This window comes from Bacillus cereus group sp. BfR-BA-01311 (assembly GCF_022664295.1).
Classification (GTDB): Bacteria; Bacillota; Bacilli; order Bacillales; family Bacillaceae_G; genus Bacillus_A; species Bacillus_A cereus.
Genome location: NZ_JAKUHC010000004.1, coordinates 164,403 through 187,005, shown reverse-complemented (window position 1 = coordinate 187,005; position 22,603 = coordinate 164,403). Strand labels below are relative to the sequence as shown.

Here is a 22,603-nt window from a genome sequence, read left to right as displayed (position 1 = left end):
TGATTTAACGTAAGGAGTGTTTATTATGGCGCGTGTTTTATTTATTAATGCTGGATCAGAAGGACATATAAATCCAACTTTACAAGTTGTAGATGAATTGATTTCTCGTGGTGAAGAGGTCGTTTATTTTTCAATAGAAGCTTTCAGGGAGCGGATTGAGAAGACAGGTGCTACTGTACGAACGATTGATGATCAAAAATTTATAAAAGCGTTTCTATCTGGAGGCAGAAATTATTTACAGGAAAGAATAAATGGCCTTCTACATACAGCAGATATTGTAATACCTAGCGTTTTAGAACAAATTGAAGGTGAACATTTTGATTACATAATTCATGATTCTATGTTTGGCTGTGGCCATTTAATTGCTCAAATCCTTAAACTTCCAGCCATAAATTCATGCACATCTTTTGCGCAGGATGAAAAATCCTTTGAGCAAATGTTAGGTCATCTATCAAAAAATATCCCAGTAGAAATTTATGATAAAATACAGAATGATTTTCAAAACTTAACGAAGGGAATTGCTGAAAAATATGGTGTTGAAATAAAATCATCGTATGAAGTTTTCTGTAATCCTGCACCCCTTACTATTGTATATACAATTAAGGAGTTCCAGCCTTTTGGTGATACGTTTGATGAAATATATAAATTTGTAGGACCATCTATCTCTGCACAAATGAAAAACAGAGACGTTGATTTTACTTCAATTGAAGAAAAAAGTCCGATTTATATTTCATTAGGTACTGTTTTTAATGAAGCGATTGACTTTTATAAACTGTGTATGAAGGCCTTTGAGAATAGTGAGCATACAATTGTTATGTCTATTGGTAGTAAAACAAAAATAAGTGATCTAGGCGAAATTCCTAAAAACTTCATTGTGAAAAACTATGTACCCCAAACTGAGCTGCTTACATATACGAAACTATTTATTACACACGGCGGGATGAACAGTGCGCATGAAGGACTGTATAACGGGGTTCCGCTCGTTGTAATACCGCAAAGTGCAGATCAGCCAGTAGTCGCAAAGCAAGTGGAGAGTCTTGGAGCAGGAATAACATTACAAATGCAAGGATTAACTGCGGATCAACTAAGTGAAAGTGTAGAAATGGTATTAAATAATCCGTCATTTAAAGAAGTTGCTTTGAATTTGAAGAAATCTTTCCAAAAATCAGGTGGATATAAGGAAGCTGTTGATGAAATTTTTATATTTGTAGGTCAGTGAAAAAATGAAATTATACATTAGAAAAGCATCTAAATAGGATGCTTTTTATTTAACTTTATAATTCTTATTTTTAATATCTAGTATGGTTAAAACTAAGGCACTGAGAGATATAAGTATAAGAATAAAAGTTAACCAGTTAAATGTATTGTCAATTATGAAGTAAAGATGATAGATAAATATATTCGAATTTTATTTTAAAATGTTAGGACTTAGTTTTACATGTTAGTAATAATTTCACTGTTTCTGCACAACTTCTGCACATACTCAGGTAATTTCTATGTCATGATATATTCATAAAGTGAAATATTTCACAAGAAAAATATAATTTCACTGCGGTGTATGCATAATTAACACATACATCGGTACAAGTTTGTCTCTTGTTATTCTTTTACATCAAAGCCCACATTCCACTACAAAGTATAACAAGAAGGAGACGTGAACATGAATAATCGATTTTTAAAACAACTACAAAATATGAAAATGAACAAAAAAAGTTTAGGAGCTGTAGCATTAACAGCTGGAATTATTAGTACGACACTTATTCCTCAAAATGCTTATGCGCACGGTTTTGTTGAAAAGCCTGGTAGCCGATCTGCTTTATGTAGTCCAACTTATGGTGCGCTAAATGTAAACTGTGGAAGTGTTATGTATGAACCACAAAGTTTAGAAGCTCCAAAAGGGTTCCCACAAGGTGGTCCAGTAGATGGACAAATTGCTTCAGCAGGCGGAAAATTTGGTAGTATTTTAGATCAACAAACAGCAAATCGTTGGTTTAAAAATACAATCACTGGTGGGGAAAATACATTTACTTGGAAGTATACTGCGCCTCACTTAACGAGTAAGTGGCATTACTATATTACTAAAAAAGGATGGAATCCAAATAAAGCGCTAACAAGAGCAGATTTTGAACCAATTGGAACAGTACAACATGATGGTTCTGCAGCTTCAAATAATTTAACTCATAAAATCAATGTACCTACTGATCGTAGTGGATATCATGTGATTTTAGCAGTATGGGATGTAGCTGATACAGCAAATGCATTCTATAATGTAATTGATGTTAATCTTATTAATGATGTGAAACCAGACATAGAAGCGCCAAGTATTCCAAATGGACTTCAGACGCAAAAAGTAACAGCGAATAGTGTAGAACTAACATGGAACGCTTCTACGGATAATGTAGGGGTAAAAGGATATCAAATCTTCCGTAACGGAGAGATGATTGATACAGTACTAGGCACTCATTTTATTGATAAGAAATTACAACCAAGCACAGAATACTCTTATACTGTAAAAGCAATTGACGCAGCTGGAAATGTATCGAAAGAAAGTGCAGCGCTTACAGTAAAAACAACAGTTGAGATTCCTGATACAGAAGCACCAACACAACCAAAAGGATTACATAGTATGGGAACGACAGCGTCAAGTGTGGATTTAATGTGGAGTCCATCTGACGATAATATTGGTGTAGACCATTACGATATTTATAGAGAAACAGAAGGATCAATGAAAAAGATTGCAACATCCAATACAACTTCTTATATGGATAAAAATCTGCTCGCTAATACTACTTATAAATATGTAGTAAAAGCTGTTGATGTAGCTGGAAATGAATCCGTACAGAGTGATATATTCACAATTACTACAAAAACCGAAAGCGCTTCATATGAAGCGTGGGATGCAAAAAAAGCATATAAAAAGGGAGATAGAGTTCTACACGAAGGAAAAGTATATGAAGCAGTCCAGAGTTATCAAGGAAATGGTGATCCGAACTGGATTTATGCATTATCATTATGGAAAACAGTGTAAGCTTTACCTAGATATGAACTAAGAGATGATGGGCTTTGATTTCAAAAGAGAATCTGGAGAATTCACTTTTCTATTTATAAAAAAGGGTAGTGTATGAATACATAAGATTCATATACTACCCTTTTTATTATGATAACATTTTCGTCATAAGTATATGCGGAATGCCATCTTCCATAAATATATCAGAAGAAGTTTCATAACCTAATTTTTTATAAAATCCTTCAGCTTGTGTTTGCCCGTGTAGTTTCACTTTTGTAGCTTGTTCGTTACGAGCAATTTCTTCTAACGTTTGAATGATGACTTTACCTAATCCGTATGTACGATAATCTTTTAAAATGCAAATACGTTCTAATTTTCCGACGCCATCAACAAATCGTATACGCCCTGTACCTACAGGAAGCTCATGATAATAAACTAAAATATGTTTACAGTGCTCTCCGATTTCATCGAATGTATCGAATTCATCTGTAAGAGGAACACCTTGTTCTTTTACAAATACTTCTTTTCGAATATGAAAGGCAGTTTCTAAATCAGTAAGTTCTGTTATAAGTTTGGATTGCAAAATGTTCAGTCCTTTCTAGTGTAATCAGTTTGCGTTTTCCTAGTATATCATAATAAAGCACTATTAAGAGAAGAAGAACATACTAAAAAGCCAACTTTAAAAAGTTAGCTTTTATTACAATTTCTTTATCCCATTTTTAGTACCAATAATTGCTGTACTCGTCATACTTATAAACAACCCTGTTTCAACTACACCAGTAATCATTTTTAATTGGGTGTGTAAATGGACAGGATTAGAAATATGATTAGGGAATATACAATCGATAATCATATTATTGTTATCGGTTATATAGGTTTCATTATTTTTCAAACGTAATGTTGTTTGACATCCTAAAGACTGAATTTTATTTTCGGTTTGTTTCCATGAAAAAGGGATGATTTCAATAGGTAATGGAAAAGTACCTAAATGTGTTACAAGTTTCGATTCATCAGCAATGATAATTAGTTCTTTAGAGGAAGAGGCAACGATTTTTTCACGAAGTAATGCACCGCCACCGCCTTTTATAAGTTGTAAATTTGAATCAATTTCATCCGCTCCATCAATTGTAAGATCAAGACTTTGTACGTCGTTTAACGAAATTAGGGGGATATTTAGTTGCTGTGCTAATGCTTCAGTTTCCTTTGATGTTGGTACAACTTGAAATGATAATCCTTCTTTTACACGCTCACCTAATTTTTGTATTGTCCAATATACAGTAGAACCTGTACCAAGCCCAATTTTCATGCCATCGTTTACAAAGTTAGCAGCATATTCGCCAGCGAGCTGTTTTAAATTCATCGCTTTACTCCGCTGGACGTGGCCCAGCATCAAGACCTGAATTTTCAACTGTAAGTACCGGACGAACGACTATATCTTTATGTACACGCATTTGACAAGATAATCGTAAATGATCTTCAATTCCTTTTTCCGTCATTGCATGTTTCTCATTCGCACTCGCTTCACAGAAATCACCTGCTAGTATTTCTACTCTACAAGTTGTGCAACGTGCATTCCCGCCGCAACGATGAAGAATGTTGACACCGCTATCTTCAATTGCTAATACTAACTTTGTTCCTTCTTTCACATCAAAAGTTCCTGCACCTTCAATTGTTAATTTTGGCAAATTTGTTCCTCCTCACGTAAAATTGTACATAACATATTTATGACCGCGAATTATTGAACATAAACATTATTTTTTTATATCCCCGTAACTTTTTTTAATGTTGAATCGTTTATTAAGTAAGCGCTGAAAAGGAGTGGTTATTTTGTGCACAAAAGTAACTCATGTTTTAAAGAACCATATCGATATGAATCATTCAAATATAAACTTTTTAATTGAACAATATGGAGAGTTAAAAAGATACTGTACTTTTTTAACGAAAAACAAATGGGATGGGGAAGATCTCGCCCAAGAAACAGTGTGTAAAGTGCTTCAAAAATATAGAAATAAAGATATTTGTATGACACTCGTCTATAAAATAGCAAGAAATCGTTGGTTAGATCAGATAAAGTCTAAGTCTGTTCATGAAAAAATAAGAGAACAAATCACTTTTGAAGAACCACATGAGAACATTGCAGATTTGCATGAAATGGTAGGGAAAGTATTGTTTTCATTAAATGTACAGCAATCCGCAATTTTATTATTAAAAGATGTTTTTCAATATAGTATCGCTGATATTGCTAAAGTGTGTTCTGTATCAGAAGGGGCAGTAAAAGCTTCTTTGTTTCGTAGTAGAAATAGGCTGAAAACTGTAAGTGAAGAAGGGATTGAGATAGTTGAATTCACAGATGATATGGAAGTTGTAGTAACGTCTATTCGAGAGGAGAGACCGGAATTATTAACGAAACTGCTTCCGACAATAGATTTTACTAAGTTACCATCTAAACAGCCAGTCTTATTATTTAATGCGAAAAAACCTTCTTCCTACAGTTGTATGCTTTTAGCAGCATAACAATTATTGGAGGGATATAAAATGAATGCAATTCCATATGTAGTGGAACAAACGAAATTAGGAGAACGTTCCTATGATATATATTCAAGGTTATTAAAAGATCGTATTATTATTATCGGTTCAGAAATAAATGATCAAGTAGCGAGTAGTGTCGTAGCTCAATTATTATTTTTAGAAGCAGAAGATGCAGAGAAAGATATATTTTTATACATTAATAGCCCCGGCGGATCAACGACAGCGGGATTTGCTATATTAGATACAATGAATTTAATTAAACCAGATGTGCAAACGCTGTGCATGGGCTTTGCGGCATCATTTGGTGCATTGCTATTATTATCTGGAGCAAAAGGAAAACGGTTTGCGCTCCCTAACAGTGAAATTATGATTCATCAGCCGCTTGGTGGTGCACAAGGGCAAGCAACAGAAATTGAAATAACTGCGAAAAGAATATTAAAGTTAAAGCATGATATTAATAAAATGATTGCAGAAAAAACAGGCCAATCGATTGAAAGAGTAGCACATGATACAGAAAGAGATTATTTTATGACTGCAGAAGAAGCGAAGGAATATGGGATTGTAGATGATGTTGTTACGAAAAAATAAGATGAAAAAGGCTAGAGGATATATTAATTCTCTAGCCTTTTTATTAATCCTTTACCCATTCATCAACTAATGCTTGATTTTTTTTAATCCATTTTCGCGCAGCTTCTTCAGGATCTTTTGTTTTATTTAACATGACCATTAACGTACCGAGCTGTTCATCGTTCATTTTCCATTTATCAAAGTATTTTATGATATCCGGGTGATCTTTTTCGAAACCTTTACGAACGGAGTAATAAATGTCATCTTTTTCACCATATACTTTCTTAGGGTCTTTTAAATATTTTAAGTCAAATTCTGAAAAACCCCAATGCGGATTCCAAAGCGTAACAGCGATTGGTTTCTTTTTTGTATATGCTTTCTTTAGTTCACTCATCATCGCAGCTTCAGAAGATTGGACAAGTTTTAGTTTTATATCATATTCTTTCATTGCTTTATTCGTTAAATTCATAAGACTACTACCGGGTTCGATACCGACAATTTTATTATCTAGTTCATCTTTATGAGCATTTAAATCTTCGATACTGTTTATGTTTTTCATATAAGAAGGGACGACTAAACCTAGTCCAGTACCTTCGTACCATTTTGATTTTAAGACAATATCATCTTTATAACGATCGTTTAGCGGTTTATCTGTAACTGGTAGCCATACTTCTAAATTCGCATCAACATCGCCACGAGCGACACCAGTCCAAATTGCGGCTTTTTCTAAATACATGAGCTCAACTTTGTAGCCTTTTTCTTCTAATAAAACTTTCCACATGTTTGCAGTTGCAATATTTTCTTTCCAACTTGTTACACCAAGTTTAATTTTTCCTTTCGAATTTGCATTTGTTGCATTACATGAAGTGAAAATCATAGTAATAAATAATGCAAGGCATATAAACCAAATTTTCTTTCGCATCGAAAACCTCCTAAGTAACGTTTGCCTTATAAAATAAATGTATAAGTAAGCATTCTTATTATGAACGGAAACGAGAATTTTAAAGAAATCTTATGAATGTCATTTTTATGTAATATTTCTTTGTAAAATCGCAACACTATGTGAATAGATGGGTAGAAAAGGAGTAGTGACATGGATAATACAAAGGTGCGTGTTGAAAACGTAACAAAAGTATTCGGGAAACATCCGCAAAGAGCCCTTTCCTTATTAAAAGAAGGAAAAAGTAAATCGGAAATTTTAAAAGAGACAGGAATGAACGTTGGGGTGAAAAAAGCAACGTTTGAAGTTTACTCTGGAGAGATTTTCGTTATTATGGGTTTGTCTGGCAGCGGGAAATCTACGCTAGTTCGTATGTTAAATCAATTGATTAAACCAACTGCAGGTCATATATACATAGATGGTGAAGACATCGCAACGATGGGAAAAGAAGAGTTACGGAGAGTAAGAAGAACGAAAATGAGTATGGTATTTCAGAAATTTGCTCTATTTCCGCATCGTACAGTTATACAAAATGTTGCATATGGTTTAGAAATACAAGGAGTTCCGGTTGAAGAGCGAGAGAAAAAAGCGTTAGAATCGCTACAGTTAGTAGGACTCGATCATCATAAAGATAATTATCCAAGTCAACTTAGTGGTGGTATGCAGCAGCGCGTTGGAATCGCAAGGGCACTAACGAATAATCCAGATGTATTACTAATGGACGAGTCATTTAGTGCATTAGATCCACTTATTCGAAAAGAAATGCAAGATGAATTGTTAGAGTTACAAGATAAAATGGAAAAAACGATTATATTTATTACGCATGATTTAGATGAAGCGCTTCGAATTGGAGATCGTATTGCATTAATGAAAGATGGAGAAATCGTCCAAATTGGAACGCCAGAAGAAATTATGATGAGCCCCGCAAATGAATTTGTAGAAAAGTTTGTTGCGGACGTGAATTTAGGAAAAGTAATTACGGCTGAGTCTATTTTAAAACGACCAGAAACTTTATTAATTGATCGTGGACCTCGTGTGGCTCTTCAAATTATGAGGAATGCAGGCGTCTCAACTGTATATGTTGTAAACAAAAAGTATGAGTTTTTAGGTATATTAACTGCGGATGATGCGAGTAAAGCAGTACAAAAACAGTGGCCGATTGCTGATTTATTACTTAATGATATTCCGCATGTGTATTTGGATACTTTACTGGAAGAGACATATGCAAAAATGGCAGAGATGAAATATCCCTTACCAGTAATCGATGAGAAGAAAAGGCTAAGAGGAATTATTAAACGTGAAAGTGTCATTCAAGCTCTTGCAGGAAACATTGAGGAAGAGGTGAAAGACGATGAATAGTATACCACGTATTCCATTAGGGGAATGGGTCGACTCATTTGTTGCAAGTTTATATGAGCACTTTGAAGGCTTATTCCGAGGGTTCTCTTATATTATCGGCGGATTCGTTGATTTACTCACTAATTTTTTAACAATAATACCAGCCATATTGATGATTATCATCCTTTGTTTCTTTATTTGGTACACAACGAGAAAAGTATCTTTAGTCATTTTTACACTGATCGGGTTATTATTTATTTTAAATATTAACTACTGGGCACAAACGATGCAAACATTATCACTCGTACTTACTTCCGTTATTATTTCAATTATTGTCGGAATTCCAATTGGGATATTAGCATCTCAAAATGAGCGTTTCTCAAAATTTTTAAAACCAACGTTAGATTTTATGCAAACAATGCCGGCTTTCGTATATCTTATTCCCGCGATTACATTTTTCGGAGTAGGTGTAGTACCCGGGATTATTGCATCAGTAATCTTTGCAATGCCACCGACAATTCGTTTTACTGATTTAGGAATTAGACAAGTTCCAGAAGATTTAATTGAAGCAGCGAATGCATTTGGCTCAACCGCATCACAAAAATTATTTAAAGTACAATTACCACTCGCAACTGGAACAATCATGGCTGGTGTGAATCAAAGCATTATGCTTTCTTTATCTATGGTAGTAACAGCATCTCTTGTAGGAGCACCAGGTCTTGGGGTTGATGTATACCGCTCTGTAACACAAGTTAATATCGGAATGGGATTTGAAGCCGGACTAGCTATTGTTGTCATTGCGATTATATTAGACCGCATTACACAAGGATTTCATCAAAAAAGAAGATAACAAAAAAACACACTTTATTATACAAAGTGTGTTTTTTTGTTTAAATAAGATTACATACGAACAATAACAGAACCGCCAGCTGGCGCACAAACTTGTTTTTTTATTTCATTGATTTAACTCTTCGATGAATAACGATATGTTTGTTTAATAGCGACTTGAAAATCTCTTCTTAAGAAGAGGATTAGGTGCTGGAAAAGTATAAGTAATAAAGTACATTTTTTGGAAATTATTAAGTGGAATAGCGAATATATTAGGAGACAGTGAAGTCATGTAAATAGATATTATTTTAGAAGAAATTATGAGAGGAGATGCTATTTTGTCTAAAAAGAAAAAAAGCAATGATGCCTTGGCAATAGGCGTCGGTATAGGGGTTGTAATCGGTGTAGTCCAAGGTTATTTTACAAATAATTTAGTAATCGGAATTGTGATTGGGATTGTAATTGGAGTTGTGGTTTTGAAGAAATAATGAGGTTTAAATTCATTTCAAAAATTGCTGTATCAAAAGAGTGAATCTTCGGAATATAAATCCTGTTTTTCCTTTTTTTATGATATTATATATGAAAAGGATGGTGATGAATATGTCAACAAACGATCAAGTAAAACTAAACTGTTTTATTTGTGAAAAGCATAAAGGAAATATTATAGTTCCAGGTGGAGCTATTTACGAAGATGAACTGGTTTACGTTGGACATGTCCACTGGGATAGTGAAGAAACATACTTGGGTTATGTAATGATAGATATAAAAAGGCATGTACCTGGCCTCGCTGAACTAACAGATGAAGAAGCGAAAGCGTTCGGACTTATAACAAGTAGAGTAAGTAAAGCGCTAAAAGCAAGTGAAGGTGCGGAACATATTTACACTTTTGTTTCAGGAAATGGTGTACCACATATGCATATGCACATCATACCGCGTTATGAAAATACACCAAAAGAGTTTTGGTCACCGACTGAAGTAGCGAAATGGAACGGTGCGCCTTATGGTGACGCAGGAAAAATCAAAAAACTATGCGAAAGATTACGAAAGTATATGGTGAGTGAATATGCATACAACAAATAATAGACAACATTCATGGGTTGGAAGTAGTGAAATGTGTTTAGACGAAGTTTCAGTAAAACAATATGGTGACATCGTGCTCGGTACATATGGTGGGAATATAAGTGCTGGAGCAAAAAAGAACGAAGATGGTGCGTTAGTTTGGTCAAATGGTGATTGGGAATTTGCAGCTATATTAGATGGACATAATAGTGCAGAAAGTGTTGATTTAGTAGTAAATACAATTCAAAAAGAATATGAAAATATAAAAGAAATGATGAATGAATCAATTGATATAGTATTTCGATCTATTGAAAATCATATTCTTACTATCTTTCAATCTTCTTCATTTAAGGAAAAGTGTCAAAGAATTAAAGGTGAAACAGCTTGCTTACTATGTGTAAGAAAAGAAAATTATATATGGTGGCTATCTATTGGAGACTGTTTAGTTTATGTATTTCATGAAGAGTTACATAAGTTAGGACAATATGCATTAAATCAACGTCATTTTTACGAATGGATTGGAAATGTAAACACATTTGATTTACCTGTTCCTTGTTATTCAACAGGCATTCGTGAATTACGTAATGGAAAGAATCGAATTGTAATGGTGACAGATGGAGTATTAGAATGCGGGGAACGTCGGTATGAAACTCCTGTAAATCTGTATAGTGATATGAATAGAAATAATAACGTACTTAAAGTAAATATCCATAATGTTTTAGAACACGTTCACCTGCAATTAGGAAGAGATAGTGCGACGATTATTAGTTGGGACATTGATAATAAAGGAAAAGCTACTTATCCGAGTGATCAGCCAGATAAAAAGTAAAGGAGGAGACATCACTGTTTTTAGTTAAAGGAATTTTATTAATAGTATGGATCATATTCTTAGTTGTTTTGGAAAAAGTAGTGAGAAAAAAATTAAATATACCGAAACAAACAGACTGAAATAGTAAATATGTAAACAACGCTCATAAATGGGGCACTAGGGCTCTTATCGTTTCTTATATAATTGTTACGCTGATATGTGCTACTTTAAATCCTATTTATATTAGTAATTTACCCATTTTATTTTTAATAACCTTATACTGCTTTCAATCATATATGGAATGGAAATTTGATAAAGAATCGAGGGAATATGTCATTTCTTTAGGAACGGTTCCGTTATTAATAATAACAGGAATTATGCTTAATCTTTTCTTTTATAGATATTGGATTTAATTATATATGGAATGAATGGGGAGACAAAATGAAAATGCCTAAATTACGTGCTGAAGCAATGATTGTAAATAAAGATCATACTAAAGTACTAGTACAATGTGATTTAAGTGAAACATTTTATCGTTTTCCAGGAGGCTCTATTGAATTTGGGGAACCAGCAAAAGAAGCGATAATACGAGAATTAATGGAAGAATACGATTTGAAAATTGATGTCCAAGAGCTAGCTGTTGTAAATGAGCATATTTTCGAGTGGAACAACGAAAAAGGACATCATTGTACATTGATACATTGGGGAACTGTTCAAGAGATGGTTACAAATGAAATAAGGCATAAAGAACATGAGAATATTATATTAATATGGATGAGCATAGAGGAATTAAAGGAGAAGCCAACATATCCTGAAGGAATTGTAAGTTATTTAGAAGAGAATAACCATAATATAGTCCACTTTGTTTCTAAAAATATATAAAGTAATTGGAGGGATAACAATGGATACCTCTACAATTTTAATTATTATTATTGGACTGGGTATAGGTGGTTACTTTTTAGAACAGTTTTTAAGAAGAAAATTAAATATGGAGAAAAGAGGCTTCTTTGGATATAAGCATGTGAATAGTTTACATGTAAAATTAGAAATAGGTCTTATTATTATTTATGTAATAAGTAGTTGTTATTATATGTTTAAATTTGAAAACGCTAAAATGGCTCATGTCATGTTCACTTATTTAGGGATATCATGGACTTTAAGAGCATGGATGGAATGGAAATATGATAGAAAATCAAAAGAATATATACTTTCGATAACGGGAATGGTTTCTTTTATATTGATGCTCTCGATACTATTTTATTTCGTTCCACCTGCTGTATAATTAAAAATTTGATTATAAATAATGAGATAACTAATAAATAAGAAACCATTTACTGCTAAATGGTTTCTTATTTAATTTAAACATTTAATTTCGCTAATACGGATTTAATGAAATTTGTTTTATCCTCTGCATATTGATGTTTATCATTAGGATTAGCTTTTGAAAGTTGAATCTTCAACTGTTCATACTGTATACGAGCAGTCTTATTGTCTATTAAGTAATCTCGAAATTGTAATTGTTCTATTAAATATTTATTCCTTTGTTCATACATATGAATTTGATGAGTTCTTGGTTCACCTTTATTAAAATAATATCTTTCGGGTAATACATCCTTTCTATATTTATAATTTAATAGTTCTAACTTTTGAATACATTTTAAACCGTCTTTATAATCTTCTAGTTCGATTGCAATATCAATAATTGGCTTTGCACTTAAATGCGGAATAGCAGTACTGCCAATATGGTGTATGGCTAAAATATGTTCGCCAATTTGTTTCTCAATGAATTGTTTCTCTTTCATAAACTCAAATTCCCATTCCTCAGTCCACGGAACTAAAAATACTTTCCCGTACGGTAAACCTAGCATTTGTTTAGCACCTCTTTCAAAATGGTTTTCAATAAAGGTAATTATATTTTCTTAAAGCTTCTCAAAACAAGATATTCCCACAATCTCCAAGGAAGAATTTTTCTTGCTAAGATCATAAATTTTACACCTTTTCCAATTGGGTATCGTAATGTTGTGCGCTTAGCTTCAGCAATATCAACGACTTTTTTAGCAACATCTATTGGATTACCAAATGTATCACTGCCGCTATTAATATGTTTTTGTATTTTGTCCATATATTCTTTGTAAGGAGAAGTAGTATCAGATTGGTTTGTAGCTAGTTGTTTACCAACCTCCCATATATTTGTGTTGTAAGAACCAGGTTCAATTAAAGCGACATCTATTCCGAAAGCTTTTAATTCTAAGCGAAGGGATTCACTCCAGCCTTCTAATGCATATTTTGAAGATACATAAGGAGATAAACCAGGGAATCCAACTTGGCCGCTAATGCTGCTTATATTAATGATTTTTCCACTTCTTTGTTTTCTCATATACGGTAAAACAAGCTGGGTAATTGATATAGCTCCAAAAAGGTTCGTTTCAAATTGTTTACGGTATTCCTCTACTTGGATTTCTTCTACAAAGCCCCCATTTGCATATCCTGCATTATTTATAAGGAGATCTATTCTATTAATTTCTTTTAAAAATAATTGGAAATTATGTATAGAATTTTGATCTGTTACATCTAATTGTTGAACTTTTATATTTTGCTGTAAGTTAAGTTGAGTAACTTGGGATAGTAAGGTTCCTTGTTTTTCAAGGTTTCGCATTGTAGCGATAACTAAATAATCTTTTTTTGCGAGTTCGAGTGTAGTTAATAGTCCAAATCCACTTGAGGCTCCAGTAATTATTGCGATTTTTTTATTCATTTTTCGCCAGCTTTCTTTTTCTTTTATCATAACGAGTTATGATAAGAAAATCTATTATTCTTACATTTAGTATGAAATCAATTTGTATGTAAAAAAAGGGGATTATAGGGAATCAGCGTATATAGAGTAGTGTATATTAATATGATAGTGAAATGAGGGAAGAAAAATGGTCCATGTAAAAGCTGTATTAGCAGATCAGCTATTAGCGAATGCAAATGATCCCAGTTGGTATATGCCATTTTCAGATGCAGTTAAGGATTTATCTGAGAGGGAAGCTTTCTGGAAACCGAATGAAGAGAGTAATAGTATAGCTGAAATCGTACAACATTTACTGTATTGGAACTCTACGTGGCAAACTAGGTATAAAGAATCAAATGTGAATGCAGTACCCGCTATAGGAGATAATAACAAAAGTTTTATGCTCTCAGATAATCAAATTTTCGATGAATTACGGGAAAAACTACTAGAAAAACTGTTACAATGGCAAAATCTCATAAATGAAGAAAAGGTTGAAAGTGATGTAGTGGGATTTCCTGTTTCTGCAAAGTGGTGGGAAGTGCTAGCGAATGTAACAACTCATAATGCATATCATATTGGTCAAATTATTTACATCCGAAAATTACAGAAGAGCTTTGATAATGAATAAAGTAACAATTCTCTTATTAAGGGAACAAAAGTGGACAAAACGAGACAAACGTCTCATTTTGTCCACTTTTTTATTGTTAAAAGATAGAGAAAACCTATTAAAACAAGGATTAGAATTTGGCACGGTACTTGCAATATAAAGGACGAACAAGAAAATAGGAGGGCTGGACATGTTAAAAACAACTGAAAGTAAAGGGAATGAAATTACGAAAGAACAAGCTCGTTGGATGTACGAAAAAATGTTAGAAATTCGTAAGTTTGAAGATAAGGTGCATGAATTGTTCGCGCAAGGCGTTTTGCCAGGTTTCGTTCATTTATACGCAGGTGAAGAAGCGGTAGCAGTTGGTGTATGTGCCCACTTAACGGATAGTGACAGTATTACAAGTACACATAGAGGTCATGGACATTGTATCGCAAAAGGTTGTGATTTAAATGGTATGATGGCTGAACTTTTCGGGAAAGCGACAGGATTATGTAAAGGTAAAGGCGGTTCCATGCATATTGCCGATTTAGATAAAGGAATGCTTGGTGCGAATGGCATTGTAGGCGGGGGTTTCCCACTTGCTTGCGGTTCAGCATTAACAGCTAAATATAAAGGAACAAAAGATGTAAGTGTTTGCTTCTTCGGTGACGGAGCAAATAATGAAGGAACATTCCATGAAGGGGTTAATTTAGCGGCGATCTGGAAGTTACCAGTTATTTTTATTGCAGAAAATAACGGTTACGGTGAAGCAACTACATTTGAATATGCTTCAAGTTGTGATTCTATCGCTGATCGCGCAAAAGCTTATAATATTCCAGGTGTTCAAGTAGATGGAAAAGATCTTCTAGCTGTATATAAAGCTGCTGCAGAAGCAGTTGAACGTGCGCGTAATGGTGATGGTCCAACAATTATTGAATGTATGACATATCGTAATTATGGTCATTTCGAAGGTGAAGCGCAAACATATAAAACATCAGAAGAAAAAGAAGAACATTTAAACGAAAAAGATGCAATTGTGAATTTCCGTAAGCATTTAATTCATGAAGGTTTATTAACAGAATCTGAACTTGTTGATATGGAAAAAGCAGTAGATGATGCAGTACAAAGATCCATTGAATTTAGTGAAAATAGTCCATACCCAGACGATGAAGAATTATTAAAAGATGTATACGTTTCTTACAAATAAGAGGAGGGTGAAAAATTATGACTAGAACAGTAAGTATGTCAACTGCAATTAATGAAGCGATGAAAATCTCAATGCGTCGTGATGAAAATGTAATTTTAATAGGTGAAGATGTTGCAGGCGGTGCACAAGTTGATCACCTGCAAGATGATGAAGCTTGGGGTGGTGTTCTTGGTGTTACGAAAGGACTTGTACAAGAGTTTGGCCGAAATCGTATATTGGATACACCAATTTCTGAAGCGGGTTATATGGGAGCTGCGATGGCAGCTGCTGCAACTGGGTTACGTCCGATAGCTGAGTTAATGTTTAATGATTTTATCGGTAGTTGTCTTGACCAAGTATTAAACCAAGGTGCGAAATTCCGTTATATGTTTGGAGGTAAAGCAAAAGTACCCGTTACAGTACGTACGATGCATGGCGCTGGTTTTAGTGCAGCAGCTCAACATTCACAAAGTTTGTACGCATTATTTACGAGCATACCAGGTATTAAAGTTGTTGTTCCTTCCACACCGTATGATGCAAAAGGCTTATTATTAGCGGCAATTGAAGATGATGATCCAGTAATCTTCTTTGAGGATAAAACACTTTACAATATGAAAGGTGAAGTGCCAGAAGGATACTATACAATTCCATTAGGAAAAGCAGATATTAAACGGGAAGGTTCTGATGTAACAATTGTCGCAATCGGAAAGCAAGTTCATACAGCGCTTGCAGCTGCAAAGCAATTATCGAAAAAGGGGCTTGAAGTAGAAGTAATTGATCCACGATCTTTATCACCACTTGATGAAGATACTATTTTATCATCTGTTGAAAAAACAAATCGTCTTATCGTCATTGACGAAGCGAATCCTAGATGTAGTATTGCAACAGATATTGCGGCAATTGTAGCGGATAAAGGTTTTGATTTATTAGATGCACCTATTAAACGAATTACAGCACCACATACACCTGTTCCGTTCTCACCACCACTTGAAAAGTTGTATTTGCCAACGCCAGAAAAAGTAATTGAAACTGTATCAGAAATGATTGGAGACCAATCTTTATTACATGTGTAATAAAACGATGAGAAGGGAGAGAGAGACATGGCTGTAGAAGTTGTAATGCCGAAGTTAGGTATGGCGATGAAAGAAGGTATTATTACGAGCTGGAATATTAAAGCAGGCGATAATGTAGCAAAAGGAGAACTAATTGCTAGTATTAATTCAGAAAAAATTGAAACGGAAATTGAAGCGCCAGCTGATGGTACGGTACTTGATATAGCTGTAAGTGAAGATGAAGGAGTGCCGCCTGGTACTGTAATTTGCTACATCGGTAAACCGAATGAAAAGGTAGAAATGCAGGAAAGCACACATGTTGTAGAAGAAAAAACATCTAATATAGAAGTACAAAATCAAGAACCAAATGGGAAAGAAGTATCGAAGCAAAGAATTAAAATTTCACCTGTAGCCAAGAAAATTGCAAAGTCTGAAAATCTGGATATCAAGGCATTAGTTGGTACAGGTCCTGGCGGAAGGATCACAAAGGCAGATGTATTAAAAGTACTTGAGATAAGAGTAAACGTTCCGGAAATATCTGAACGAGAAGAAAGTAAAGCGATTCCTGTTACTGGTATGCGTAAAGCAATCGCAAATCGTATGCACGCAAGCTTACAAAATAGCGCACAATTAACGTTAACGATGAAAGTAGATGTAACAGATCTAGTTGCTTTACATAAAGAAATAGCGGAAGTTGTACAAAAAAGATATGATAATAAATTAACTATTACGGATTTCGTCTCGCATGCTGTTGTATTAGCACTTGGAGAGCATAAAGAAATGAACAGCGCTTATATAGATGATGCAATTCATCAATTTGAACATGTGCATTTAGGCATGGCAGTCGCATTAGAAAAAGGGTTAGTCGTTCCAGCTATTCGCTTTGCAAATAATTTATCTTTAGTAGAATTGTCTAAAGAGATTAAGAATGTGGCACAAAAGGCGCGAGCAGGTAGCTTAAGTAGTGATGATATGCACGGAACGACATTTACAATTAGTAATTTAGGTAGCTTTGGTATTGAATATTTCACACCTGTATTAAATACACCTGAGACTGGCATTTTAGGTATTGGCGCAATTGAACATGTTCCTGTATATAAAGGGAAAAAATTAAAAAAAGGTAGTATGTTACCTTTAAGTTTAACATTCGATCATCGTGTACTAGACGGTGCACCAGCAGCTGCATTTTTACGCACAATTAAACATTATTTAGAAGAACCTATAACAATTCTTCTATAAAGAGAAGGTGAGAGAATGAGTAAATTAGTTGTTATTGGGGGCGGACCTGCTGGCTATGTAGCAGCAATTACCGCGGCTCAAAATGGCAAAGATGTCACTCTTATTGATGAAGCTGACCTTGGCGGAACATGTTTAAATGTTGGGTGTATGCCGACGAAATCACTGTTAGAAAGTGCTGAAGTACATGACATTGTGAGAAAAGCGAATGATTATGGGGTTACGCTTAATACAGGAAGTATATCAATTGATTGGGATCAAATACAGGCGAGGAAATCACAAATCGTAATGCAACTCGTCCAAGGAATACAATATTTAATGAAGAAAAATAAAATTAAAGTTGTAAAAGGAAAAGCGAAATTCGAAACGGATCATCGTATGCGAGTTGTACAAGGAAATAAAGAAGAAGTAGTTGATGGAGAGAGCTTTATTATCGCAGCTGGTTCCGAACCTACAGAATTACCATTCGCTCCGTTTGATGGAAAATGGATTTTAAATAGTAGCCATGCCATGTCTCTTGAGAGTGTACCATCGTCATTGTTAATCGTTGGCGGTGGTGTAATAGGATGCGAGTTTGCAAGCATTTATAGTAGACTTGGCACAAAAGTATCGATAGTTGAAATGGCATCGCAATTAATACCTGGTGAAGATGAAGATATCGCGAATACTTTAAGAGAGAAATTAGAAAAAGATGGGGTGAAAATTTTTACGGGAGCAGTTTTAAAAGGTTTAAATAACTATAAGAAGCAAGCTTCATTTGAATACGAGGGAATTACTCACGAAGTAACTCCAGAATTTGTTCTTGTTTCTGTAGGAAGAAAACCACGAGTGCAACAATTAGGATTAGAAAAGGCAGGGGTTCAGTTTTCAAATAAAGGGATTGCTGTGAATGAACATATGCAAACGAACGTATCGCATATTTACGCAGCTGGTGATGTGATTGGTGGAATTCAGCTTGCTCACGTTGCCTTCCATGAAGGAACGACAGCAGCATTACACGCAAGCGGAGAAGACGTGAAAGTAAATTATCACGCTGTGCCCCGTTGTATATACACAGCTCCAGAAATAGCTAGTGTCGGGTTAAGTGAAAAAGGTGCAAGAGAACAATATGGTGATATTCTCATCGGAGAATTTCCTTTTACAGCGAACGGAAAAGCTCTTATTTTAGGAGAACAAGTAGGTAAAGTAAAAGTCATTGTAGAACCTAAATACCAAGAAATTGTAGGGATTTCTATTATCGGTCCTCATGCAACTGAACTTATTGGTCAAGGAACCGTAATGATTCATACAGAAGTTACCGCTGATATAATGAGAGATTATATTGCAGCACATCCAACTTTATCTGAGGCGATTCATGAAGCGTTAATGCAAGCAGTAGGACATGCTGTACATGCTTAAATAGAAATATGATAAACCACTATTCTCTAAATGAAAGAGAGAATAGTGGTTTGAATTTTTATAGAAGAAATTAAATATCTTATTACTATTTAATTTCAATCGCTGAAGTAATATCGTTCCAATCAGCAGCTAAATTAGCAGTTTTACCGTACCAATCAGCATGTTTAAATAAAACGCCTTTTCCATATCCTTGTGTTGAAGTGTGCTCCCAAAGTGTAGTTGAATAACTTGCAGAAGGTGACGCTGTACTTACAGAAGAAATTCTGTCATTCCAGCTAGATGGTAAGTTTTTAAAGCCGCTACTCCAGTAAATATATTGTCCACCTTTATCTTTATGTTCATAAAAATCAGTACTACCAGCACCGCTACCTAAAGGATTAATTTTATTTTTAATTGCTTTTTTATCCTTTTCAATATACGCATCTAATGTTTCACGGCTAGTAAAACCATAAGCTAGCCAATCTCCATTTTCATTTTGCTCTGGTAATACCATAGTAATTTGGATATCTTTCTTATCCTGCTCACTTAATTTTGCAAATGAATTAACATTTTGTTCATCCACTTTTAAATAATCAAATGACTTAATTGTGTTACTTTTTTCTTCAGCACTTACCGCACCTAGTCCTCCAGTTAGTGCAAAACCCGCTACTAATGTCCCTGCTACTAATTTCTTCAACATATAACCATCCCTTTTTGTTTGAATTTTTGTACAGGTGAATCTTGTACAGCTAAAATGTATTCTAATTTTATACTTTTGTAAATATTCTGAAGTTTTAGAAATAACAGGCGGAATATTTACAGTTTTACATTTTTTCTTTAGAAAGAATGGTTATTGGAATGATATAATAAGTGGATATATTGTTTTTACTGGATGTAAAGATGTTTTAGGAGAGGTGTCATTGAAATATTTTACAAGAGATTGGTATAAAGAAATGCAAGTTTTAGAATTTGTAAGTTTTATAGATTCTATAAAATAATGGTCGGAAATGGATATAGAAAGTTTAAAGGAGGAAATTGAGAAAAGGAAAATAGATTTATTAAAGTTCCTTCCTGAATCGATATACTCAATTATACAAAACATCACAACTAATTCAGAATACCCATCAGGTGAACTGAAAAAACGTATGCGAAAGTGGTCAACAGATTATGAGAAAAGAGTGGCACAATTAGATCAATCATACGTAGAATATTTTAATTCCATTGAGAAAAAACTTCCGTCAAATGTCGTTCAGTTACACAAGACATCATTACACGACAGTGTAATTAAAGTAGTAAAGAGAGAATCAGAAGATACTTTGTCTATCGTATTAGATTGCAGTGGTACTTTTAGTGAATTTGATAAACTTGAAGTAACCTTTATAGGAGTAACAAAGTGTTCTATGCCGGAAAACTTTGAAAATGCTTGGTGGTTATATCATGAAATAGCTCTTACTGAAGATGGTTTTGAACTAGGTGTTTTATTCGACTGTCCATTTAGAGAAGTGACGATTTGTGCGACAGATGTATTACTTGTGAAGAAATAATTTTTTATGGAGCATTACAAACGTTTGACATAATAAAAAAATAAAGTTATTGTAGATACATGAAGTCTACAATAGGGGCTGTACTATGAAATATTCTAAAGCTACAAATTATGCTCTTCATACAATGCTTTTTCTGGCAAAGGCCACACCAAATAAGTTAGTTAGTGTTCACCAATTGGCAGAAATGCAAAATGTTTCACCAACGTACTTGTCTAAAATACTAACTAAGTTGACGAAGGAAGGGATGATACACTCATCATCTGGTCCAAAAGGCGGTTACTCGCTTAGTAAGAATTGGGAAGATATTTCATTTTTAGATATTATACATGCAATTGAAGGTAAAACATCATTGTTTGAATGTTGTTTACATGACAAACCGGGATGTTTAATTAATGAAGTAATGCTTGCAGCAGAAGAGAAAATGGAAGAAGAGTTACGAAATCAAAAAATCGTAGATCTTGCGAAAAAAATAAAAGTGGATTTTTAATCTGCTTTTATTTTTAAATTAATTAAGGATAAAAAGACTCTTTAATATCTTTAATTGTAGTTAGAAAATGATATGAAGAAGGAGAGAAGATGATGACTAAATTTTGGAATGATCGATATAAATTAGATGAATATTTTTACGGGGAAGAACCTAATACATTTATTAAAGAACAAGCATTTCGTTTAGCAAATCACAATAAAGTAATAGCATTTGCGGAGGGAGAAGGTAGAAATGCTGTATTTCTAGCAAGACAAGGGAACGAAGTAACAGCTATTGATTATTCGGAAGATGGATTAGAGAAGACAAAAAAATTGGCAGAGAAGCACAACGTAAACGTGCATACAAAAAAAGTAGATTTATTAGCTGATAGTTTGCCAGAAAATGAATATGATGCAGCAATTATGGTATTTGGACATTTTCATGATGATTATAAAAAAATGATATTAGGTAAAATGATACAAACGATAAAGCCTGGTGGTTTAATTATGTTTGAAGTTTACTCAAAAAAACAAATAAACTATGGTACTGGTGGACCAAAAGATGTTGATATGCTGTATGATCCAATTGATATCCTTACTTGGTGTGAAGAACATAAGGTAATTCATTTCTTTAATGGCGAACAAGAGCGAATTGAAGGGAAAGGGCACACTGGTTTAGCTGATGTTATTCAAGTTGTTATTAGAAAATTAATATAAGTGTTAATGAAAGTTAAATGTATGAATGTAAAAGACCAGTCATGTAAGACTGGTCTTTCTATTTAGATACTAAATTATCAAGCTTCCAATATGTATCTGTTAACGGCGCTGCTTTGCTATCTATGTATAAATACATATTATTTAAATCTTTTGGTGAAGTTTTCAGTTCAAATACAACGTCAGTAGTTAAAGAGAATTCGTGTGGAACATTTTTATAGTGCTCGTCATCTATTGGATGAGCTTCACCTTCATATTTCTCACCAGTTTTTTCATCTTGTATGAAATATTTTATTTCCGAAAGATCAATAGTTTGTCCATCGTCTCGAACATTATTAATCATAACACGAGTAGTAAGGCGCCGCTCTTTGTCTATTTTTTCAAACTTTGCATTCTCAACTGTCGCTCTATAGTATTCGTTTTTAACTATTTCTCCATAGTGCATTGCATTCTTTTCGAGAGCGCTTTTTTCTTGTTTTGATGTAGTATTGCTATTACATCCTGTTAATATTCCAGTAAATAATAATGCTGTACATGTCGTTTTGATTAATGATTTCATAGTAATCCCTTTCTGTATTAAAAAGTAAAACA

The 22,603-nt window shown here is 34.0% G+C and carries 28 protein-coding genes and 1 pseudogene; 21 read left to right on the top strand and 8 right to left on the bottom strand.

Going from position 1 to position 22,603, the window contains the following annotated elements:
- Window positions 1-25: 25 nt before the first annotated feature.
- Together MR136_RS11540 and MR136_RS11535 are read left to right on the top strand one after the other, a co-directional pair.
- Window positions 26-1,219, top strand: coding sequence for a macrolide family glycosyltransferase (locus MR136_RS11540; RefSeq protein WP_242259412.1), 1,194 nt, complete (start codon window positions 26-28; stop codon window positions 1,217-1,219).
- A gap of 441 nt (window positions 1,220-1,660) precedes the next feature.
- The gene (locus tag MR136_RS11535; protein ID WP_242259411.1) at window positions 1,661-3,028 is read left to right on the top strand and encodes a lytic polysaccharide monooxygenase; all 1,368 of its coding nucleotides are present in this window, start codon (window positions 1,661-1,663) and stop codon (window positions 3,026-3,028) included.
- Between the two features lie 127 nt (window positions 3,029-3,155).
- Here the strand turns inward: MR136_RS11535 and MR136_RS11530 are convergent, their stop codons facing one another.
- The 3 genes from MR136_RS11530 to MR136_RS11520 all read right to left on the bottom strand — a co-directional run bounded on the left by MR136_RS11530 (window position 3,156) and on the right by MR136_RS11520 (window position 4,692).
- Window positions 3,156-3,590 (bottom strand): GNAT family N-acetyltransferase, encoded by a 435-nt coding sequence (locus MR136_RS11530; protein ID WP_242259410.1) that lies wholly within the window; start codon window positions 3,588-3,590, stop codon window positions 3,156-3,158.
- Between the two features lie 114 nt (window positions 3,591-3,704).
- Window positions 3,705-4,367 (bottom strand): ribose 5-phosphate isomerase A, encoded by a 663-nt coding sequence (gene rpiA, locus MR136_RS11525; protein WP_242259409.1) that lies wholly within the window; start codon window positions 4,365-4,367, stop codon window positions 3,705-3,707.
- A 4-nt stretch (window positions 4,368-4,371) separates the two neighbouring features.
- Complete coding sequence (locus MR136_RS11520) at window positions 4,372-4,692, bottom strand: 2Fe-2S iron-sulfur cluster-binding protein (RefSeq protein ID WP_001125388.1); 321 nt, start codon at window positions 4,690-4,692, stop codon at window positions 4,372-4,374.
- A gap of 142 nt (window positions 4,693-4,834) precedes the next feature.
- Between MR136_RS11520 and MR136_RS11515 the strand changes: the two genes are divergently transcribed.
- Both MR136_RS11515 and clpP read left to right on the top strand, forming a co-directional pair.
- A complete protein-coding gene (locus MR136_RS11515; protein WP_242259408.1) occupies window positions 4,835-5,521 on the top strand; it encodes an RNA polymerase subunit sigma-70 in 687 nt (228 codons plus the stop codon).
- 21 nt (window positions 5,522-5,542) lie between these two features.
- The gene (clpP, locus tag MR136_RS11510) at window positions 5,543-6,124 is read left to right on the top strand and encodes an ATP-dependent Clp endopeptidase proteolytic subunit ClpP (RefSeq protein ID WP_063263084.1); all 582 of its coding nucleotides are present in this window, start codon (window positions 5,543-5,545) and stop codon (window positions 6,122-6,124) included.
- A gap of 43 nt (window positions 6,125-6,167) precedes the next feature.
- Here the strand turns inward: clpP and MR136_RS11505 are convergent, their stop codons facing one another.
- On the bottom strand, window positions 6,168-7,025 hold the full coding sequence (locus MR136_RS11505; protein WP_001227614.1) for a glycine betaine ABC transporter substrate-binding protein: 858 nt from the start codon (window positions 7,023-7,025) through the stop codon (window positions 6,168-6,170).
- A gap of 171 nt (window positions 7,026-7,196) precedes the next feature.
- Here MR136_RS11505 and MR136_RS11500 point away from each other — a divergent pair, with 171 nt between their 5' ends.
- The 8 genes and pseudogenes from MR136_RS11500 (at window position 7,197) to MR136_RS11465 (ending at window position 12,358) form a co-directional block, all read left to right on the top strand.
- Window positions 7,197-8,402, top strand: coding sequence for a quaternary amine ABC transporter ATP-binding protein (locus MR136_RS11500; protein ID WP_000370606.1), 1,206 nt, complete (start codon window positions 7,197-7,199; stop codon window positions 8,400-8,402).
- A complete protein-coding gene (locus MR136_RS11495) occupies window positions 8,395-9,231 on the top strand; it encodes an ABC transporter permease (protein WP_242259407.1) in 837 nt (278 codons plus the stop codon). Before MR136_RS11500 ends, MR136_RS11495 begins: the two co-directional genes overlap by 8 nt.
- A gap of 298 nt (window positions 9,232-9,529) precedes the next feature.
- Complete coding sequence (locus MR136_RS11490; protein ID WP_044792184.1) at window positions 9,530-9,697, top strand: glycine zipper domain-containing protein; 168 nt, start codon at window positions 9,530-9,532, stop codon at window positions 9,695-9,697.
- A 100-nt stretch (window positions 9,698-9,797) separates the two neighbouring features.
- Complete coding sequence (locus MR136_RS11485) at window positions 9,798-10,289, top strand: HIT family protein (RefSeq protein ID WP_139304601.1); 492 nt, start codon at window positions 9,798-9,800, stop codon at window positions 10,287-10,289.
- Window positions 10,273-11,097, top strand: coding sequence for a PP2C family serine/threonine-protein phosphatase (locus MR136_RS11480; protein WP_000557581.1), 825 nt, complete (start codon window positions 10,273-10,275; stop codon window positions 11,095-11,097). The genes MR136_RS11485 and MR136_RS11480 overlap by 17 nt, the downstream gene beginning before the upstream one ends.
- A gap of 80 nt (window positions 11,098-11,177) precedes the next feature.
- Window positions 11,178-11,489, top strand: a pseudogene (locus MR136_RS11475) (DUF4181 domain-containing protein).
- 28 nt (window positions 11,490-11,517) lie between these two features.
- Window positions 11,518-11,958, top strand: a complete 441-nt coding sequence (locus tag MR136_RS11470) for an NUDIX domain-containing protein (RefSeq protein ID WP_000783751.1) — start codon at window positions 11,518-11,520, stop codon at window positions 11,956-11,958.
- 19 nt (window positions 11,959-11,977) lie between these two features.
- The gene (locus tag MR136_RS11465) at window positions 11,978-12,358 is read left to right on the top strand and encodes a DUF4181 domain-containing protein (protein ID WP_000381557.1); all 381 of its coding nucleotides are present in this window, start codon (window positions 11,978-11,980) and stop codon (window positions 12,356-12,358) included.
- A 76-nt stretch (window positions 12,359-12,434) separates the two neighbouring features.
- Here MR136_RS11465 and MR136_RS11460 read toward each other — a convergent pair whose 3' ends face one another.
- Together MR136_RS11460 and MR136_RS11455 are read right to left on the bottom strand one after the other, a co-directional pair.
- Window positions 12,435-12,944 (bottom strand): GrpB family protein, encoded by a 510-nt coding sequence (locus MR136_RS11460; protein WP_103621993.1) that lies wholly within the window; start codon window positions 12,942-12,944, stop codon window positions 12,435-12,437.
- Between the two features lie 41 nt (window positions 12,945-12,985).
- On the bottom strand, window positions 12,986-13,831 hold the full coding sequence (locus MR136_RS11455) for an oxidoreductase (protein WP_218012780.1): 846 nt from the start codon (window positions 13,829-13,831) through the stop codon (window positions 12,986-12,988).
- A gap of 166 nt (window positions 13,832-13,997) precedes the next feature.
- Here MR136_RS11455 and MR136_RS11450 point away from each other — a divergent pair, with 166 nt between their 5' ends.
- The 6 genes from MR136_RS11450 to lpdA are packed head-to-tail and all read left to right on the top strand — an operon-like array spanning window position 13,998 to window position 19,310.
- Window positions 13,998-14,477 (top strand): DinB family protein, encoded by a 480-nt coding sequence (locus MR136_RS11450; RefSeq protein ID WP_088859549.1) that lies wholly within the window; start codon window positions 13,998-14,000, stop codon window positions 14,475-14,477.
- On the top strand, window positions 14,470-14,616 hold the full coding sequence (locus MR136_RS11445) for a hypothetical protein (protein ID WP_001045414.1): 147 nt from the start codon (window positions 14,470-14,472) through the stop codon (window positions 14,614-14,616). The genes MR136_RS11450 and MR136_RS11445 overlap by 8 nt, the downstream gene beginning before the upstream one ends.
- A 30-nt stretch (window positions 14,617-14,646) precedes the next feature.
- Window positions 14,647-15,645, top strand: a complete 999-nt coding sequence (acoA, locus tag MR136_RS11440; RefSeq protein ID WP_000921275.1) for an acetoin:2,6-dichlorophenolindophenol oxidoreductase subunit alpha — start codon at window positions 14,647-14,649, stop codon at window positions 15,643-15,645.
- A gap of 17 nt (window positions 15,646-15,662) precedes the next feature.
- Window positions 15,663-16,697: an acetoin:2,6-dichlorophenolindophenol oxidoreductase subunit beta gene (acoB, locus tag MR136_RS11435; RefSeq protein WP_000198898.1), complete on the top strand. Its 1,035-nt coding sequence runs from the start codon at window positions 15,663-15,665 to the stop codon at window positions 16,695-16,697.
- A 27-nt stretch (window positions 16,698-16,724) separates the two neighbouring features.
- The gene (locus tag MR136_RS11430; RefSeq protein WP_103621996.1) at window positions 16,725-17,915 is read left to right on the top strand and encodes a dihydrolipoamide acetyltransferase family protein; all 1,191 of its coding nucleotides are present in this window, start codon (window positions 16,725-16,727) and stop codon (window positions 17,913-17,915) included.
- 15 nt (window positions 17,916-17,930) lie between these two features.
- Window positions 17,931-19,310, top strand: a complete 1,380-nt coding sequence (gene lpdA / locus MR136_RS11425; protein ID WP_242259406.1) for a dihydrolipoyl dehydrogenase — start codon at window positions 17,931-17,933, stop codon at window positions 19,308-19,310.
- 85 nt (window positions 19,311-19,395) lie between these two features.
- On the opposite strand, the gene MR136_RS11420 is transcribed toward lpdA, so the two are convergent.
- Window positions 19,396-19,989 carry a hypothetical protein gene (locus tag MR136_RS11420; RefSeq protein WP_000914443.1) on the bottom strand — a complete coding sequence of 198 codons (594 nt, stop codon included), beginning with the start codon at window positions 19,987-19,989 and terminating at the stop codon, window positions 19,396-19,398.
- A gap of 307 nt (window positions 19,990-20,296) precedes the next feature.
- On the opposite strand from MR136_RS11420, the gene MR136_RS11415 reads away from it, so the two are divergent.
- The 3 genes from MR136_RS11415 (at window position 20,297) to MR136_RS11405 (ending at window position 22,015) form a co-directional block, all read left to right on the top strand.
- A complete protein-coding gene (locus tag MR136_RS11415; RefSeq protein WP_242259405.1) occupies window positions 20,297-20,833 on the top strand; it encodes a DUF4085 domain-containing protein in 537 nt (178 codons plus the stop codon).
- An 85-nt stretch (window positions 20,834-20,918) separates the two neighbouring features.
- Complete coding sequence (locus MR136_RS11410; protein ID WP_000877650.1) at window positions 20,919-21,320, top strand: Rrf2 family transcriptional regulator; 402 nt, start codon at window positions 20,919-20,921, stop codon at window positions 21,318-21,320.
- A gap of 89 nt (window positions 21,321-21,409) precedes the next feature.
- Window positions 21,410-22,015: a class I SAM-dependent methyltransferase gene (locus tag MR136_RS11405; RefSeq protein ID WP_242259404.1), complete on the top strand. Its 606-nt coding sequence runs from the start codon at window positions 21,410-21,412 to the stop codon at window positions 22,013-22,015.
- A 58-nt stretch (window positions 22,016-22,073) separates the two neighbouring features.
- Here MR136_RS11405 and MR136_RS11400 read toward each other — a convergent pair whose 3' ends face one another.
- Window positions 22,074-22,571, bottom strand: a complete 498-nt coding sequence (locus tag MR136_RS11400) for a hypothetical protein (RefSeq protein WP_000838466.1) — start codon at window positions 22,569-22,571, stop codon at window positions 22,074-22,076.
- Window positions 22,572-22,603: the final 32 nt, after the last annotated feature.

What these genes read in the sequence shown, in the direction of transcription:
- MR136_RS11430 (WP_103621996.1), top strand. Translation starts at nt 16,725, where the DNA reads ATGGCTGTAGAAGTTGTAATGCCGAAGTTAGGTATGGCGATGAAAGAA.
- MR136_RS11455 (WP_218012780.1), bottom strand. Translation starts at nt 13,831, where the DNA reads ATGAATAAAAAAATCGCAATAATTACTGGAGCCTCAAGTGGATTTGGA.
- MR136_RS11535 (WP_242259411.1), top strand. Translation starts at nt 1,661, where the DNA reads ATGAATAATCGATTTTTAAAACAACTACAAAATATGAAAATGAACAAA.
- MR136_RS11415 (WP_242259405.1), top strand. Translation starts at nt 20,297, where the DNA reads ATGGATATAGAAAGTTTAAAGGAGGAAATTGAGAAAAGGAAAATAGAT.
- MR136_RS11480 (WP_000557581.1), top strand. Translation starts at nt 10,273, where the DNA reads ATGCATACAACAAATAATAGACAACATTCATGGGTTGGAAGTAGTGAA.
- lpdA (WP_242259406.1), top strand. Translation starts at nt 17,931, where the DNA reads ATGAGTAAATTAGTTGTTATTGGGGGCGGACCTGCTGGCTATGTAGCA.
- MR136_RS11405 (WP_242259404.1), top strand. Translation starts at nt 21,410, where the DNA reads ATGATGACTAAATTTTGGAATGATCGATATAAATTAGATGAATATTTT.
- MR136_RS11490 (WP_044792184.1), top strand. Translation starts at nt 9,530, where the DNA reads ATGAGAGGAGATGCTATTTTGTCTAAAAAGAAAAAAAGCAATGATGCC.
- MR136_RS11410 (WP_000877650.1), top strand. Translation starts at nt 20,919, where the DNA reads ATGAAATATTCTAAAGCTACAAATTATGCTCTTCATACAATGCTTTTT.
- acoA (WP_000921275.1), top strand. Translation starts at nt 14,647, where the DNA reads ATGTTAAAAACAACTGAAAGTAAAGGGAATGAAATTACGAAAGAACAA.
- acoB (WP_000198898.1), top strand. Translation starts at nt 15,663, where the DNA reads ATGACTAGAACAGTAAGTATGTCAACTGCAATTAATGAAGCGATGAAA.
- MR136_RS11540 (WP_242259412.1), top strand. Translation starts at nt 26, where the DNA reads ATGGCGCGTGTTTTATTTATTAATGCTGGATCAGAAGGACATATAAAT.
- MR136_RS11460 (WP_103621993.1), bottom strand. Translation starts at nt 12,944, where the DNA reads ATGCTAGGTTTACCGTACGGGAAAGTATTTTTAGTTCCGTGGACTGAG.
- MR136_RS11495 (WP_242259407.1), top strand. Translation starts at nt 8,395, where the DNA reads ATGAATAGTATACCACGTATTCCATTAGGGGAATGGGTCGACTCATTT.
- MR136_RS11450 (WP_088859549.1), top strand. Translation starts at nt 13,998, where the DNA reads ATGGTCCATGTAAAAGCTGTATTAGCAGATCAGCTATTAGCGAATGCA.
- MR136_RS11420 (WP_000914443.1), bottom strand. Translation starts at nt 19,989, where the DNA reads ATGTTGAAGAAATTAGTAGCAGGGACATTAGTAGCGGGTTTTGCACTA.
- MR136_RS11485 (WP_139304601.1), top strand. Translation starts at nt 9,798, where the DNA reads ATGGTGATGAATATGTCAACAAACGATCAAGTAAAACTAAACTGTTTT.
- clpP (WP_063263084.1), top strand. Translation starts at nt 5,543, where the DNA reads ATGAATGCAATTCCATATGTAGTGGAACAAACGAAATTAGGAGAACGT.
- MR136_RS11400 (WP_000838466.1), bottom strand. Translation starts at nt 22,571, where the DNA reads ATGAAATCATTAATCAAAACGACATGTACAGCATTATTATTTACTGGA.
- MR136_RS11500 (WP_000370606.1), top strand. Translation starts at nt 7,197, where the DNA reads ATGGATAATACAAAGGTGCGTGTTGAAAACGTAACAAAAGTATTCGGG.
- rpiA (WP_242259409.1), bottom strand. Translation starts at nt 4,367, where the DNA reads ATGAATTTAAAACAGCTCGCTGGCGAATATGCTGCTAACTTTGTAAAC.
- MR136_RS11465 (WP_000381557.1), top strand. Translation starts at nt 11,978, where the DNA reads ATGGATACCTCTACAATTTTAATTATTATTATTGGACTGGGTATAGGT.
- MR136_RS11505 (WP_001227614.1), bottom strand. Translation starts at nt 7,025, where the DNA reads ATGCGAAAGAAAATTTGGTTTATATGCCTTGCATTATTTATTACTATG.
- MR136_RS11470 (WP_000783751.1), top strand. Translation starts at nt 11,518, where the DNA reads ATGAAAATGCCTAAATTACGTGCTGAAGCAATGATTGTAAATAAAGAT.
- MR136_RS11445 (WP_001045414.1), top strand. Translation starts at nt 14,470, where the DNA reads ATGAATAAAGTAACAATTCTCTTATTAAGGGAACAAAAGTGGACAAAA.